Origin of the sequence: Pseudarthrobacter enclensis (genome assembly GCF_030811655.1) — a bacterium.
Classification (GTDB): domain Bacteria; phylum Actinomycetota; class Actinomycetes; order Actinomycetales; family Micrococcaceae; genus Arthrobacter; species Arthrobacter enclensis_A.
Genome location: NZ_JAUSRE010000002.1, coordinates 117,487 through 132,004 on the forward strand (window position 1 = coordinate 117,487; position 14,518 = coordinate 132,004).

Annotated in this window: 12 protein-coding genes; 11 read left to right on the forward strand and 1 reads right to left on the reverse strand. The window is 68.3% G+C overall.

The features are described 5' to 3' along the window. Positions 1-17 precede the first annotated feature (17 nt). The 7 genes from J2X98_RS02245 to J2X98_RS02275 all read left to right on the forward strand — a co-directional run bounded on the left by J2X98_RS02245 (position 18) and on the right by J2X98_RS02275 (position 7,682). Positions 18-926 (forward strand): glutamine amidotransferase, encoded by a 909-nt coding sequence (locus J2X98_RS02245; RefSeq protein ID WP_307303872.1) that lies wholly within the window; start codon positions 18-20, stop codon positions 924-926. Then, positions 914-1,636: a protein glxC gene (locus J2X98_RS02250; protein ID WP_307303874.1), complete on the forward strand. Its 723-nt coding sequence runs from the start codon at positions 914-916 to the stop codon at positions 1,634-1,636. The genes J2X98_RS02245 and J2X98_RS02250 overlap by 13 nt, the downstream gene beginning before the upstream one ends. 10 nt (positions 1,637-1,646) lie before the next feature. Beyond that, positions 1,647-3,023: an FMN-binding glutamate synthase family protein gene (locus J2X98_RS02255; protein WP_307303876.1), complete on the forward strand. Its 1,377-nt coding sequence runs from the start codon at positions 1,647-1,649 to the stop codon at positions 3,021-3,023. After that, the gene (locus J2X98_RS02260; RefSeq protein ID WP_307303878.1) at positions 3,023-4,177 is read left to right on the forward strand and encodes an FAD-dependent oxidoreductase; all 1,155 of its coding nucleotides are present in this window, start codon (positions 3,023-3,025) and stop codon (positions 4,175-4,177) included. Before J2X98_RS02255 ends, J2X98_RS02260 begins: the two co-directional genes overlap by 1 nt. Before the next feature lie 11 nt (positions 4,178-4,188). Then, the gene (locus J2X98_RS02265) at positions 4,189-5,466 is read left to right on the forward strand and encodes an allantoate amidohydrolase (RefSeq protein ID WP_307303879.1); all 1,278 of its coding nucleotides are present in this window, start codon (positions 4,189-4,191) and stop codon (positions 5,464-5,466) included. 49 nt (positions 5,467-5,515) lie between these two features. Next, entirely contained in the window at positions 5,516-6,139 is a 624-nt protein-coding gene (locus J2X98_RS02270; RefSeq protein ID WP_307303881.1) for a helix-turn-helix domain-containing protein, read from the forward strand. Positions 6,140-6,389: 250 nt separating this feature from the next. Next, positions 6,390-7,682 (forward strand): ammonium transporter, encoded by a 1,293-nt coding sequence (locus tag J2X98_RS02275; protein WP_141945477.1) that lies wholly within the window; start codon positions 6,390-6,392, stop codon positions 7,680-7,682. A 324-nt stretch (positions 7,683-8,006) separates the two neighbouring features. On the opposite strand, the gene J2X98_RS02280 is transcribed toward J2X98_RS02275, so the two are convergent. Next, a complete protein-coding gene (locus tag J2X98_RS02280) occupies positions 8,007-11,486 on the reverse strand; it encodes a DEAD/DEAH box helicase (RefSeq protein WP_307304198.1) in 3,480 nt (1,159 codons plus the stop codon). Positions 11,487-11,698: 212 nt separating this feature from the next. Between J2X98_RS02280 and J2X98_RS02285 the strand changes: the two genes are divergently transcribed. From J2X98_RS02285 to J2X98_RS02300, 4 genes are all read left to right on the forward strand, one after another. Beyond that, positions 11,699-12,253 carry a DMP19 family protein gene (locus tag J2X98_RS02285; RefSeq protein WP_141945481.1) on the forward strand — a complete coding sequence of 185 codons (555 nt, stop codon included), beginning with the start codon at positions 11,699-11,701 and terminating at the stop codon, positions 12,251-12,253. An 87-nt stretch (positions 12,254-12,340) separates the two neighbouring features. Continuing rightward, the gene (locus J2X98_RS02290; protein ID WP_307303884.1) at positions 12,341-13,027 is read left to right on the forward strand and encodes a protein tyrosine phosphatase; all 687 of its coding nucleotides are present in this window, start codon (positions 12,341-12,343) and stop codon (positions 13,025-13,027) included. Between the two features lie 165 nt (positions 13,028-13,192). After that, the gene (locus J2X98_RS02295; protein ID WP_141945486.1) at positions 13,193-13,771 is read left to right on the forward strand and encodes an RNA polymerase sigma factor; all 579 of its coding nucleotides are present in this window, start codon (positions 13,193-13,195) and stop codon (positions 13,769-13,771) included. Then, positions 13,764-14,504, forward strand: coding sequence for a hypothetical protein (locus J2X98_RS02300; RefSeq protein WP_307303886.1), 741 nt, complete (start codon positions 13,764-13,766; stop codon positions 14,502-14,504). Before J2X98_RS02295 ends, J2X98_RS02300 begins: the two co-directional genes overlap by 8 nt. Positions 14,505-14,518: the final 14 nt, after the last annotated feature.

Sequence of the window (14,518 nt, forward strand, 5' to 3'; positions counted from 1 at the left end):
AGTAAAGGACTCCCACCATGTGCGGAATCGCCGCGCTGCAGCTGCGCAACCCCTCGCTGCACCCCCGGATGGGCAGCCTGCTGTCCTCGATGCTCTGCCAGATCGTGGACCGCGGACCCGACTCCGCCGGCCTCGCCGTCTACAACACCCCCGGCCTGGTCTCCCCGGGCACGTCCACCCTGAGCCTGGTCGGCAAAGACCAGGGAATTACGACGGCGGACATCACCTCGGGCGTCGCGGCGCTCCTTCCGTCTGATGCCCAGGCAGCCGCGCAGGTGGTGGGGGACACCACACTGGTGAGCGCCGCCGTCGGTACCGACCTACTGGTGAAGGCCGTCAGCGAAACGCTGCCCGGATCCACCATCATTGGCCGCGGCGAACATGTGGCGGTGATGAAGAGCGTGGGCCACCCGATGGAGATCGCCGCAGGGCACGGACTGGAGGCCATGGCCGGCAGCCAGGGCCTGTCCCACACCCGGATGGCCACCGAATCGGCCGTTACTGCCGGAGGCTCGCACCCCTTCTCCGTGGCCGACGACCTCTGCCTGGTGCACAACGGCTCCTTCTCCAACCACGCCACGGTCCGGCGGAACCTCAAGCGCGAAGGCGTGGTCTTCGACTCCGAGAACGACACCGAGGTGGGTGCCCGCTACGTCGCCTCCCGCCTGCAGCTGGGCGACACCCTCGAAGAGGCCCTGGTGAACCTGGGCAAGGTCCTGGACGGCTTCTACACCCTGGTGGTCACCACCGCCGACAGCATGGCCGTGGTCCGCGACCCCATCGCCTGCAAGCCCGCCATCATCGCCGAAACCGACGACTACGTGGCCATGGCCTCCGAATACCGTGCCCTGGCGGCCCTGCCCGGCATTGACAACGCCCGCATCTTTGAACCGGAACCCGGAAAGGTCTACACATGGTCACTCTGACAGCCCCCGAAGCCACTGCCCGCGCACTGGACGGCCCCACCGTCGTCGACCTCGCCGGAGCCCCGGTCCGCGACCTGAACCAGGCCCTGCACCAGGCCGCCGACGGCCAGTCCTGGACCATCACCAACCCCGGCGGCAAGCACAGCCTGGCCGTCGGCATCAACTCCGACGTCTCGGTCACCATCGAAGGCCATGCCGGCTACTACGCAGCCGGGATGCACCAAAAAGGGACAGTGAAGATCACCGGAAACGCCGGCGTCGGGCTCGCCGAGAACATCATGTCCGGCACCGTCCACGTCGAGGGCGACGCCTCCCAGTCCGCGGCCGCCACCGGCCACGGCGGCCTGGTGGTCATCGACGGCAACGCGGGCGCCCGCTGCGGGATCTCCATGAAGGGCGTGGACATCGTGGTGGGCGGCAACATCGGCCACATGTCCGCGTTCATGGCCCAGGCCGGGCGGCTGGTGGTCTGCGGCGATGCGGGTGATGCCCTGGGCGACTCCATCTACGAGGCCCGCATCTACGTCAAGGGCAGTGTCGCTTCGTTGGGCGCCGACTGCATCGAAAAGCCGCTGAAAGCCGAGCACCTGGCCGAGCTCGCGGACCTGCTGGCCGCCGCGGGCCGCACCGACAACCCGGCCGATTTCAAGCGCTACGGCTCCGCCCGGAACCTCTACCACTTCCACGTCGACAACTCGACTGCCTACTAGGAGGCCCCCAATGACCATCACCTCCATTCCGGTTCCTGCCCAGGCTCCCGCCGCAGCACCCGCAAACATCGCTGAGCTGGGCCTGCGCGAGTCAGCCACCTTCGACCGCGCCACCATCGCCGACATCCAGCGCGCCGCGGCCACCGGTGTCTACGACATCCGCGGCTGGGGCGCCAAGCGCAAGGTCCCGCACTTTGATGACCTGCTCTTCCTCGGCGCCTCCATGTCCCGCTACCCGCTGGAGGGCTACCGCGAAAAGTGCGATACCGACGTCGTCCTCGGCGACCGGTATGCCAGCAGGCCGCTGCACCTGGCCACGCCGGTGACCATCGCCGGCATGAGCTTCGGCGCGCTGTCAGCCAACGCCAAGGAAGCGCTGGGCCGCGGCGCGTCAGAGGTGGGCACCTCCACCACCACGGGCGACGGCGGCATGACCCCTGAGGAGCGCGGCCAGTCCAAGCACCTGGTGTACCAGTACCTGCCCTCCCGCTACGGCATGAACCCGGACGACCTCCGCAAGGCGGACGCCATTGAAATCGTGCTGGGCCAGGGCGCCAAACCCGGCGGCGGCGGCATGCTGCTGGGCCAGAAAATCACCGAACGGGTGGCCGGGATGCGCACCCTGCCGGTGGGCATCGACCAGCGCTCCGCCAGCCGGCACCCGGACTGGACCGGCCCGGACGACCTCGAGATCAAGATCGGCGAACTGCGCGAAATCACCGACTGGAAGACCCCCATCTACGTCAAAATCGGTGCCTCACGCCCGTACTACGACACCGCCCTGGCCGTGAAGTCCGGCGCCGACGTGGTGGTGCTGGACGGCATGCAGGGGGGCACCGCGGCCACCCAGCAGGTGTTCATCGAGAACGTCGGCATCCCCACCCTCGCCGCCATCCCGCAGGCCGTCCAGGCGCTGCAGGAACTCGGAATGCACCGCAAGGTCCAGCTCATCGTCTCCGGCGGAATCCGCACCGGCGCCGACGTCGCCAAGGCCATGGCCCTGGGCGCGGACGCCGTCGCCATCGGAACCGCCGCGCTGATCGCCCTGGGCGACAACGACCCCCGCTACGCCGCCGAATACTCGGCCCTGGGCTCCGCCGCCGGTTTCTACGACGACTTCCAGGACGGCCGCGACCCCGCCGGCATCACCACCCAGGACCCCGAACTCTCCTCCCGCCTGGACCCGGTGGCGGCGGGACGCCGCCTGGCCAACTACCTCCGCGTACTCACTATGGAAGCCCAGACCATCGCCCGGGCCTGCGGAAAGTCGCACCTGCACAACCTCGAGCCGGAAGACCTGGTGGCGCTGACCATCGAGGCCTCCGCCATGGCCCGGGTGCCGCTGGCCGGGACCAGCTGGATCCCCGGAGTGCGGGGGAGCTTCTGATGGCGGAGTCCTCGGACTATGTGGTGGTGGGCGCCGGCCTGGCCGGTGCCGCCACAGCCTGGCAGCTCGCCGCCGGCGGCCACCAGGTCACCCTCCTGGAACGTGACATCCCGGCGGCGCACGACGGCAGCTCGCACGGCTCCGCCCGGATCTTCCGCTACGCCTACCCGGACCCCTTCTACACCCAGGCGGTCCAGGATTCGAAGGCGCTCTGGGACGGGCTCGCCCTGGAAGCCGGCAAGGATCTGATCACCCCCGTCGGCGCCGTTGACTATGGCCCGAAGCGCAACCCGGCGCAGCTCGCTGACGTATTGGCCGGCGCCGGCGTGGACCACGAGCTGCTGTCCGCCGCCGAGGCCCGGTCCCGCTGGCCCCAGATCGCATTCGACACCGAGGTCCTCTGGCACCCCGGTGCAGGCGTGATCGAGGCCGAAACGTCCGTCAATGCCATGGTGGCGCTCGCGGTCCGGAACGGTGCGAAGGTCCTGACCGGCTGGCGCCTGGAGCGGGTGGAACGGCTGGGGGGCGCCGGCTACCGGCTGCATTCCTCCACCAGGGAAACGCTCGACGCCGGCAACCTGGTGGTCAGCGCCGGCGGCTGGCTGCCGCAGCTGCTGGAGTCCCTGCCGCTCCCGGCCGGGTTCCTGGCCGCCCTCCCGGAATTCACTGTGCGCCAGGAGCAGGCCTTCCACTTCCGCTACCGGGAGGACTCCGGCTTTTCCGGCGCCAGCTGGCCCACCTTCATCCATAAAGCTCCGGATATCCAGGCCTACGGGCTTCCCGGCGGCCGCGACGCGGGCTTCGCCGGCCAGAAGGTGGCCGAATACAACGGCGGCCCGCGGATCCGTTCCGCGGCAGCCCAAACCGGTGTGGTGGATCCGGCCAACCGCACCCGCGTGGTGGACTACGTCCGCCGCCACCTGCCAGGCCTGGACCCGGAACCCTACGCCGAAACCACGTGCCTGTTCACCAACACCCCCAACGAGGACTTCCTCATCGACCGGGCCGACAACCTCACCATCGTCTCGCCGTGCTCCGGTCATGGGGCCAAGTTCGCGCCCCTGATCGGGCAGTGGGCCGCGGACCTGGCCACCGGCAACGCGACAGTTCCGGGCAGGTTCCGCAGCGCATCGACCGCAGCATTGACCTCATAGAACGGATCCCCGTGAGCTTTTCCCAGACAGCACCCGTGCTGCCCGTGGTACCCGCCGGCGCACCTACCGTTGCCGGCCTCCTCAAGGACATTTCCGACGTCGGGCGCGACACCAGCCGCGGGGGATACTCCCGCCCGGTGTTCTCCACAGCCGAGGCGGACCTTCGCACCTGGTTCATCGAACAGGCCGGCCGGCGCGGGCTGGACGTGCACACGGACGCCAACGGGATCATCTGGGCCTGGTGGGACACTGCCGCCGGAGTGCGGACGGACGCCGTCGCCACCGGCAGCCACCTCGATTCCGTCCCCGGCGGCGGCGAGTACGACGGCCCGCTCGGCGTCGCGTCGGCGCTGGTCGCCGTCGACCTCCTCAAGGCCAGGAATTTCCGGCCGCGGCGCCCGTTGGCGCTCGCCGTGTTCCCTGAAGAGGAGGGTTCCCGGTTCGGTGTGGCCTGCCTCGGCTCCAGGCTCCTGACCGGGGAACTGAACGCCGACAAGGCCCGCAACCTCAAGGATCCCGACGGCAACACCTATGCGGACGTTGCCGCCGCGAACGGCCAGGACCCGCGATTCATCGGCGCCGACTATGAGGCCCTGCAGCAGCTGGGGATGTTCGTGGAACTGCACGTGGAGCAGGGGAGGGGGCTGATCGACCTCAACCAGCCCGTGGCCATCGGCTCGTCCATCCTGGGGCACGGCCGCTGGAAGCTGGGCATCGCGGGGGAGGGGAACCACGCCGGCACCACGCTTATGAAGGACCGCCGGGACCCGATGATCGCGGCCGCCAAGGTGGTGGTGTCCATCCGGGACACGGCCCGCAAGTACAAGGACGCCCGTGCCACTGTGGGCCGCGTGCAGCCAGTTCCCGGTGGCACCAACGTCATCGCCTCCCGGGTGGACCTGTGGATCGACGTCCGGCACCCGGAAGACTCGGTGACTGCGGCTCTCGTGGAGGCCATCGGGTTGAACGCCCAGGTCCTCGCCGCCGAGGAAGGCTGCACGGCGGTCCTGGGCGCGGAGTCGCTCAGCCCCACAGTGCATTTCGACGCCGGCCTCCGGGACCGTCTGCAAAAGCTGCTGCCTTCCGCGCCGGTGCTGGACACCGGAGCAGGCCACGACGCCGGGGTGCTCGCGGCGCACCTGCCCACCGCCATGCTGTTCGTCCGCAACCCCACCGGCATCTCGCACTCGCCGGACGAACTCGTCGAGGACAGGGACGCCGAAGCCGGGGCACTCGCCCTGGCGGACTCCCTCGCCGGGCTGCTTGGTGAGGCGGGGACCCTTGGCTAGCGCCGTCGTCGTACGCGGCACCTCCCGCGGGCCGCCTAAGATGGCTGACATGACCGAACAGGCCGGAGACCGCGGCGACGACGTGAGCCGCGACCAGGAAACCGGACAGCCGGCCGGCCGGCTGGAGCAGGTCATCGCGGCGCAGGTGCGGCACTACCGCACCACGCAGGGTTTTTCCTCGGCCGAACTCGCGGCCCGCACAGGCATCTCCAAAGCGATGATTTCCCGCGTCGAAACCGCCACCACCTCCTGTTCCCTGACTACGCTGCAGCGGCTGGCGGACGGCCTGAAGGTTCCCGTTACGGCACTGTTCCGCGGGGCTGACACGGACCGGGACGCTACGTTCACCAAGAGCGGGCAGGGCAGCCTCACCGTCCGCAGCGGCACCCAGCACGGCCACGAATACCGCGTGCTGGGCACCCTCAAAGGCCGCACGGACGCGCTGGAGCCCACGCTGGTGACCCTCACGGACGCCAGCGACGTGTTTCCACTGTTCCAGCACCCCGGCACCGAATTCATCTACATGCTCGCCGGGAAGATGGTGTACGGCCACGGCTCCTACGAGTACGCCATGGAGCCCGGAGACTCACTGCTGCTCGATGGCGAAGGCCCGCACGGCCCGCTGGAGCTGCTGGACCTTCCCATCCAGTTCCTAGCGGTCTCCGCCAAATAGCGCCGCCCGTAACGGGTGGCTCCTGCAGTAACTTCCTGCGTGCTGCGGGACTCCTGAAACTCGCCTGCGGATGACCGAAACGATCATTTAACACACCGGAAACCCACCCGGGAATTGCCGCCATACAGTTGGAATCAGACGGCAACAGCCGCCCCTCCCGCTGAACGTGGTTTCTCCGGCCACGTCCCTCCGCAGAGCGGCTCTGACGGCAAACGACCGTTCTCTCTTCGCATCACGAAAGGGGTTTCCCATGGATTCGGGAAATGTCGCTTGGATTTTGGCCAGCTCCGCGCTGGTATGCATGATGATCCCCGCCCTGGCCCTGTTTTACGGGGGCATGGTGGGGTCACGCCGCATTCTCAACATGATGATGATGTGCTTCGGCGGCGCCAGCCTGGTGGCCGTCCTCTGGGCACTGTTCGGCTACTCCATGGCCTTCGGCAACTCCGTGGGCGGCCTGGGCCTGATCGGTGACGTCACCGAATTCCCCGGCATGGGGCAGATGCTCGCCAAGGACGATTCGGCGTCCATCCCGCTCATCCTGTTCGCCGCATTCCAGCTGTTCTTCGCCTGCGTCACTACGGCGCTGGTTGCCGGGGCGGCAGCCGGCCGCATGAAGTTCGGCGCCTGGATGGTGTTCGCCGGCATCTGGGCCACCGTGGTCTACTTCCCTATCGCGCACTGGGTGTTCGCGTTCGACTCTGCGGACGGCAGCACGGTGGGCGGCTGGATCGCCAACGGCATCAAGGCCATCGACTTCGCCGGCGGCACCGCGGTGCACATGAACGCCGGCGCCGCCGCCCTGGCCCTGGCACTGGTCCTGGGCAAGAGCTCCGGCTGGCCCAAGGTTGAACACGCCAAGCCGCACAGCCGTCCCCTGGTCCTGGTGGGCGCAGGCCTGCTGTGGGTGGGCTGGTTCGGCTTCAACGCCGGCTCCGCGCTCGCCGCCGGCCAGTCCGCGGCCGTGGTCTTCCTCAACACCGCCGTCGCAGCCTCCGCCGGCCTGCTTGCCTGGGCCCTCGTGGAGCGGGTCCGCCACGGCGCCGCCACCAGCATGGGCGCCGCGTCCGGCCTGATCGCCGCGCTGGTGGCCATCACACCGGCCTGTGGCGCCGTCAGCCCGCTGGGCGCCCTGGCCATCGGCGCCATCGCCGGGGCCGTCTGCTCCCTGGCCATCGAGTGGAAGTTCCGGCTGGGCTTCGACGATTCGCTTGATGTCGTGGGCGTCCACCTCGTCGGCGGCATCCTTGGCACCCTTTTGATCGGCCTCTTCGCCACGGACAAGGCCCCGAACGGCGTCAGCGGCCTGTTGTACGGCGGCGGCTTCAACCTGCTCGGCGTCCAGGCGATCGCCACCGTCAGCGTCCTGGCCTACTCCTTCGGTGTCACCTGGGTCCTTGCGAAGGTCCTGGACAAGGCCATGGGCGGCCTGCGCATCAAGCCCGAGGACGAACTGCGCGGCATCGACCTCGCAGCCCACTCCGAGCTGGCCTACCTGATGGACGAGGACCCGGTGGAACTGGGCTCGCCCCAGCGGGTCTAGCTCAGGCAGGAACCACCACACACTGCCGGGCGCCCGCCTGCTGGGGGCGGCGCACGGCACCTGATTTACCAGTCCCAGCGCACGAACAGGGCCAAACCTTGGACCGGTGCCGGCAGCAGCCGGCTTATAGTTCCAGGGTTTGGCCCTTCGTTGTTCCCCCGCACCCTTATCCCGCAGGGACGATCGACGCGCATATGAAGAGGCGCGGCGCGTATTATCCCGCGCTGCGCAGATGTGCGCCGCGGAGCGGAAGGTGTGCGTCGAAACTGCAGACGCGCGTCGAGAGCGGACATGCGGGCGTCGAATCCGGACGCCCAGCCGGCACTACTCCTTGAAGAGCCCCGCCAGGTCCTCGGCGGTGATGGCGCCGCCGGTCAGGGCATCGCCCTCCATCACGTCCGCGAACAGCTGCGACTTCCGGGTCTTCAGCGCCATGACCTTTTCCTCGATGGTGTCCTTGGCCACCAGCCGGTACACCATCACGTTGCGCGCCTGGCCGATCCGGTGGGTCCGGTCCACGGCCTGCGCTTCGGATGCCGGGTTCCACCAAGGATCGAGCAGGAAGACGTAGTCGGCCTCCGTCAGGTTGAGCCCGAAACCGCCGGCCTTCAACGAGATCAGGAACACCGGTGCCGTGCCGTTCTTGAACTCGCTCACCACATCGGCGCGGTTCCGCGTGCCGCCGTCGAGGTAGCAGTACTCGATCTCCTCCTGGTCCAGCCGCTCCCGGACCTTGCCGAGGAAACCGGTGAACTGGCTGAAGATCAGTGCCCGGTGCCCCTCTGCCACCAGGTCCTCGAGCTGCTCGAACAGGACATCCAGCTTGCTGGAGCGAACAGCCGAGAGCGAGGGGTCCACCAGCGAAACGTCCAGGCTCAGCTGCCGCAGCAGGGTCAGCGACTGGAAGATGGTGAACCGGTTCTTGTTGACGTCCTCGATCAGACCCAGGATCTTCTGCCGCTCACGCTGCAGGTGGGTCTGGTACACCTTCTGGTGGCGCGGGTTGAGCACCACTTCCAGGACCTGCTCCTGCTTGGGCGGCAGGTCCTTGATCACCTGGTCCTTGGTGCGGCGCATCATCAGCGGCCGCACGCGGCGGCGGAGCTTCTCCAGCTGCCCCTTGTCCCCATTCTTCTCCACGGGCTTCTGGTAGTACTCGGCGAAGCGCTTGGGGCTGGAGAACAGGCCGGGCGCCACGATGGACGTCAGCGCCCAGAACTCCATCAGGTTGTTCTCCAGCGGGGTTCCCGTGATGGCCAGCTTGAACGCGGCAGGCAGCTTCCGGGCGCACTGGTAGGCCTTGGACTGGTGGTTCTTCACGAACTGCGCCTCGTCCAGCACCAGCCCGTTCCACGAACGGGAGGCGTAGGACTCGTAGTCGATGCGGAACAGGGCATAGGAGGTGATCACGATATCTGCCCCGCCCAGAGCCTCCGCCACATCCTGGCCGTTCTTGGCAAAGGTTTCGCCGACGGTCCGCACGGTCAGCCAGGGCGCGAACCGCGCCGCTTCCGCCGCCCAGTTGCCCACCACGCTGGTGGGCGCCACCACCAGGAAAGGCGCGACGCCGGCCGCCCGGGTTCCAGAGGCAGCGGCAGCACCGTCGTCGGGCGTCTCCAGGGACGCAGCAGCCGCGACAGCCAGCTCCTTCGCCGCGCACATCAAAGCCAGCGCCTGCACGGTCTTGCCCAGGCCCATGTCGTCCGCGAGGATGCCGCCCAGCCCGTGCTTGTACAGGAAGCTGAGCCAGTTGTAGCCCTCCAGCTGGTACGGGCGCAGCTCCGCATTCAACGTCGCGGGCAGCGGAAGCCCGTCCGTTCCGCCCTCCAAAAGTCCGCCCACCGCGGACCGCCAGGCGGCGGCCTGTTCGTCGACGATTCCCAGCTGTGCCAGTTCGTCCCACAGCCCGGCCTGGAACCGGCTGATCTGCAGCGGTGCGTCCTTGTTGTCCTGCAGCGACCGCGCTTCTTCAATCAGGGCCCGCAGCTGGTGCAGCTCGGGCAGGTCCAGGGAGAAGTACGCGCCGCTGGGCAGCAGCATCTTGGTCTGGCCGGCGGCCAAGGCGGAAAATACGGCAGCGAAGGACACCGGCTGGCCTTCCAGCGAAATCTGGATCCCCAGGTCGAACCAGTCCCGCTGCTCCGTTGCCTTGGTGGAGATCGAGACCACGGGTGCTTCCTCGGCTTCGCGGTAGTCGGCGATGTCGCCCGCCGTCTCCACCTCAACGTCCGGGGCTTCGCGCAGCCGGGGCAGCACTTCTTCGGTGAAGGCCAGGGTGTCCAGGCCGGCCAGCTCGGCAGAGGCGGCCAGGCGGGGAGTGCCCCAGCCGCCCGTGGCGGATTCACCCAGTGCCGGAACCACGTCCCACGGGTGGCCGATGCCTTCCAGGATCCGCGACTCGGCGGTGTCGTCGCGGTAGCCCTGGTCGCCCGGATGCCGCCACAGCGGCTGCGCCGTGACCAGCTTCCCGGCCCGGTAGTGCCACTCCCAGTGCAGCCGCACCCGGTGGTCTGCCCCGTAGTTGGCCAGCAGCGACAGGGTGGGGACGGCCAGTTCGGGCAGTTCCACGGATTCGTCGCGCGCCGTGACCCGGGCCGTCTGCTTCAGCTTGGGGTAGAAGCCGGTCAGGAACCGGGATTCGTCCCTGGACGGGATGTGCAGGGTGCTGCCGGCGGTGACGAACGCCAGCAGTTCCTCGCTCAGCCCGTTCTCCAGGGGTGCCAGCGTGATGGCCCCGTTGGGGTCGGGGACTCCGGGCAGCGCCGCCTCGCCTGAGGTGAGGAAGATTCCGTGCGCGGGGCGCCCAATCGTGCCCACCGCAGCCGGATCAACCTCTTCACCCTCCACGGTGATGGTTGGTGAAAGTTCCAGGCCGCCGTCGGAAGTTGCGGCCCCGCCTTCCGCGCTTGTGGGTGCAGCCTGGTCAGCTACGGGAGCGCCGTATCGTCGCAGGGACAGCCCGACGGCGGCCGGGGCCCCGGCAACGCGGACCGGTTCGGTGCCCCGCGAGTGGACCAGCGCGAGGCCTATCTTCCGGGCATCGGACAGCAGGCTCCACAGGTTCCTGCCGGCGTAGGAGTTCAGGCTCAGCCACAAACCCGCGGAGTTGTGCATCCGGCTGGCGGAAGAGGAATGGGCGGCCAGGAACTCCTGCAGCCATTCCACGTGGGCCTGGTTCGATTCGCGCCGGAAATTCACGTAGCTGAGGGTGTTCCACGAAACGTCGCCACGGATCCACTTACCTTTGGCACCCATGATGACGGGCCGGACCTTGAGCTGCCGGACACCGCGGACCGGATCCCGGCGTCCCGTATAGGAGAAGTGGGGTGGCGGTTCCTCAATTTCGAACTGCAGTGCCAGGGGAACGCCGCTGGTCGAGGAGGGGGAACCGGGCTGGGAGATGAGCGGACCCAGGGCCTGCTCCCAGTCGGAAAGTGCGGCCGCAGGGGCACGGGAAACCTGCGTTGCGGCGGACGGTGCCAGCAGTTGCACCCTTACTGACGGGCTGTCCTCGGCTGCGAAGAGCAGGGCGGCCACGTGCTTGCAGTCCTTGCGCACGGGGCAGCTGCACACGCCCACGGTGCAGCTCCAGCCGGCCCCCCTTCGGACCAGCTTGGCCGTGGTGGAGTACGGCAGCTCCGCTCCGCCCCGGACCTTTCCCAGCAGGAGCCCGGTGCCGCCGTCGAACGATATGCCCGAGACCCTGCCCGCCATGGCGTACGCCAGCCCGGCCGCCAGGGAGCGGTCGTTGATGGCGGGTGTCTGTATTGCCAGGTCCGCACTTTCGTCCGGTTGGGATGGCATGGTGAGCGCTACTTTCGGCAGGCCACGGCGGAGCCGGGTCCGGTGGGTGGTTATCTGATCCATCTTAGTTCGCCGTACGGCACGCCCCTGCCGGAGCCTCCCAGGACAGCCCCGAAAACTTCGCTTGCCGTTCATGTCCTCCACGCTGCCCGCGTGAACCTGTGGCCGTAGCGTGAAAGCGTCCCGCGCACCACCACCCGGCAAGGATTCCCATGAACCCCATCCACCAGCCCGTCATCCTCACCAGCAGCAGCGTCGAAGGCAGGGACGAGGAGGTGGTGGAGGTGAACGCGGCCATCGTCGACGCCCTCCACCATGCCCTCCCCGGCGCGGAGCTGTCCCCGGTGGCTGTCCGCAGCTACTTCGTGGATTTCTACCTTTCGCAGGCGCTTGAGGGTGGATTCGCGCAGTACACCGCGATGGCCGGCGGCAGGCTGGGCACTGACAGGCTGGTCCGCGAAGGGATGGCGGCCATGGGCGCCACAGCACATCTGGAACTTTTCGAGCGCGCGGTAGACGCGTGCGACGCACCGAAAGACGCCCTGCGCATCGGGGAGCTTGACCGCGAATTTGAGGAGCTGCTGGAACGCGAAAACATTACCGCCCTCAATGCCCGCTGGCTGCGCGGCCAGCCCGACCTGCTGGTGCTCGACGACGAGGAGGTTGGCCCGTACATCCAGCGGCTGGCGGTCCTTTTCGCGGACCCGGCAGACCAGGGCGCCACCCGGGACAAGCCAGCGGAAATAATAAATTCGGGACGTCCGTAACTTTTCCGCTACCACAGGCGATGTAGTCCGTGATGGGCCCGCCCGGCGGGCCCAATCCGATGTGTTGTCTAGGTTTGGAGAAGTCATATGTCTGTGTTCACCGTTCTCGCCACCAGCAAAGTCGCCGCCGGAGTCCTGGCCGCCGGAACCCTGGCCGTAGGAGGCACCGGCGCCGCCGCCATCTCGGGCGTCCTCCCCACCCAGGCCCAGCAGACCGCCCACGAACTCTTCGGTGCACCCGCCCCCAAGATTGCAGCCGACGCAGCTTCCGACGCTCAGGCCACCCCGGCCCCGACCGCAACCGCGGCGGTCACCGATGCGGCAAAGGCAGACGCCACCGACAAGGCTTCCGCCACGGCTGAGGCCTCGGACGACAAGGCCAGCGCAGAGGCAACCGAATCGGCAAAGGCCGGCACCGCCGTTGACGCCGCAGGTCCGGCAGCCTTTGGCCTGTGCACCGCCTTCACCCACGGTGGCCTGGACGCTTCCTCCAAAGCGTTCTCCTCACTGTCCATCGCGGCCCACGGTGATGCGAACATCAAGAGCTACTGCACCGACGTCGTGGCCAAGGCCGATGCCGCAGCCAAGGCCGGAGCCGAAGCCAAGGGCTCCGCTTCCGTCCAGCTGGAAAAGCCGGCTGTTCCCTCCGCTCCGGCAGTGCCCGCAGTTCCGGCCGTTCCGGCTGTCGGCGGCGAGACCGCTGTTCCCGCCGTTCCGGCTGTTCCCGCTGTGGGCGGCGGCACGGTCCACGCGCCGTCGGTTTCCACCCGCTAAGGCACATTGGCTAGTCTGGACTGCGGCTGCGGCCGCAGTCCGGGCAGCCGGGTGGTGCGCCCCTTGGGGGAGGTACCCCTGGAAGGCCCGTAAAGGGCAGCCGGAAGACCGGGGGACTGGCAGTCCGTACCGGAAACCGGGGAAAGGCGTAAGCCGGATCCCGGGATGGAGGAGCCGCAGGTGCCGGACACTTTGGCCCATAAAGAGATGGACATATTCGACAACGCAGCCGGAGCAGATCCGGCCGCGTTGTTCGCTGCTGCTTACCGAACCTTCGCGGGCCCGGTGCAGGGATATCTCAAAGCGCGCGGACTCGATGATCCGGAGGCTGTCACCCAGGACGTCTTCATGGCCTTTTACGGCCGGATTGGCTCCCTCACTGGCGGAATCCAGGGGGCCAAGTCGCTGATCTTCTCGATCGCCCACGCCCGCATGGTGGACCACTACCGGCGACTGGAACGCAGGCCTCAGCTGACACCGTACGATCCCCAGTTCGACGGCCGGACCACCCCCTCCGCCGAGGACCATGCAGTGGAACTCACAGACGGAGCCGCAGCCATGCTGGAAGGGCTCAGCGACGAACACCAGGAAGTCCTGGCCCTCCGCGTCGTGGCGGACCTGTCCATAGAACAGGTCGCCGCCATCATGGGCAAGAGCACCGGAGCCATCAAACAGCTCCAGCGACGGGCCCTCCAGAACCTGAAAGCACAAACGCTCAAGAGAAACCAGGCGAATCATGAGTGACACCGCAGGATCCCGCACCGAAGGGGCCGTTGACCAGCTCCTGCTGGAGGCCGGCATGGGCGGCGACGGCCAGCTCCGCGACGCCCTGCTCGACCTGCGTGCCCTTGCAGCCGACGCCCCGGCGCCCTCCGCCGAAATCGCCGCTTTGATGGCCGGCGCTCCCACCACCGCGCTTCCCGCCGTCGCGTCGACGGTTACCACTGCGCTGCCGGCAACCCGGCCGGCCGACGAACTTGCCGCCCGCCGCAAGGCCAAGCGCCGCATCACACTGACCACGCTCTCGGTTGCCGCGTCCCTCGCGGCCGGCGGTGCCGTTGCCGCCGCTTCCGACCAGGGCTTCCGCGATTCCTTTGCCCAGCTGAACCATGCCGTCACCGCTTTCGTGACGGGCTCCGCTGCAACGCCGGGAGGCAACACCGGCCAGGCCCCTGCTCCCCAGCCCGGAACCACCCGGCCGCCGGCAACCAGCAGCGCGGATGCCGTCCCGCCTGCATCCCCGCCCGCATCGGCACCCTCCGCTGTGGCGCCGTCGGAAGTTCCTGCGCGGCCGGACAACGCCCCCACCCATGGCGCTGCCGCGCAGAAGCCGGCCGAAGCCCCCGCCGGCCCGTCACTCCCGGCCAACGTCCAAGAGGATGTCAGGAAGGGCCTGGAACAATCGCCCAAGCTGCCGGTTCCCGTTCCCACGGAAATCCCGCTGCCGGGCAAGTCCCCCGGAATAGCCCTGAAGTAGGTGTGCCCGGGGCA

Coding starts and splice junctions, on each gene's coding strand:
- J2X98_RS02245 (WP_307303872.1), top strand. CDS start 18: ATGTGCGGAATCGCCGCGCTGCAGCTGCGCAACCCCTCGCTGCACCCC.
- J2X98_RS02250 (WP_307303874.1), top strand. CDS start 914: ATGGTCACTCTGACAGCCCCCGAAGCCACTGCCCGCGCACTGGACGGC.
- J2X98_RS02255 (WP_307303876.1), top strand. CDS start 1,647: ATGACCATCACCTCCATTCCGGTTCCTGCCCAGGCTCCCGCCGCAGCA.
- J2X98_RS02260 (WP_307303878.1), top strand. CDS start 3,023: ATGGCGGAGTCCTCGGACTATGTGGTGGTGGGCGCCGGCCTGGCCGGT.
- J2X98_RS02270 (WP_307303881.1), top strand. CDS start 5,516: ATGACCGAACAGGCCGGAGACCGCGGCGACGACGTGAGCCGCGACCAG.
- J2X98_RS02275 (WP_141945477.1), top strand. CDS start 6,390: ATGGATTCGGGAAATGTCGCTTGGATTTTGGCCAGCTCCGCGCTGGTA.
- J2X98_RS02280 (WP_307304198.1), bottom strand. CDS start 11,486: ATGCCATCCCAACCGGACGAAAGTGCGGACCTGGCAATACAGACACCC.
- J2X98_RS02285 (WP_141945481.1), top strand. CDS start 11,699: ATGAACCCCATCCACCAGCCCGTCATCCTCACCAGCAGCAGCGTCGAA.
- J2X98_RS02290 (WP_307303884.1), top strand. CDS start 12,341: ATGTCTGTGTTCACCGTTCTCGCCACCAGCAAAGTCGCCGCCGGAGTC.
- J2X98_RS02295 (WP_141945486.1), top strand. CDS start 13,193: ATGGAGGAGCCGCAGGTGCCGGACACTTTGGCCCATAAAGAGATGGAC.
- J2X98_RS02300 (WP_307303886.1), top strand. CDS start 13,764: ATGAGTGACACCGCAGGATCCCGCACCGAAGGGGCCGTTGACCAGCTC.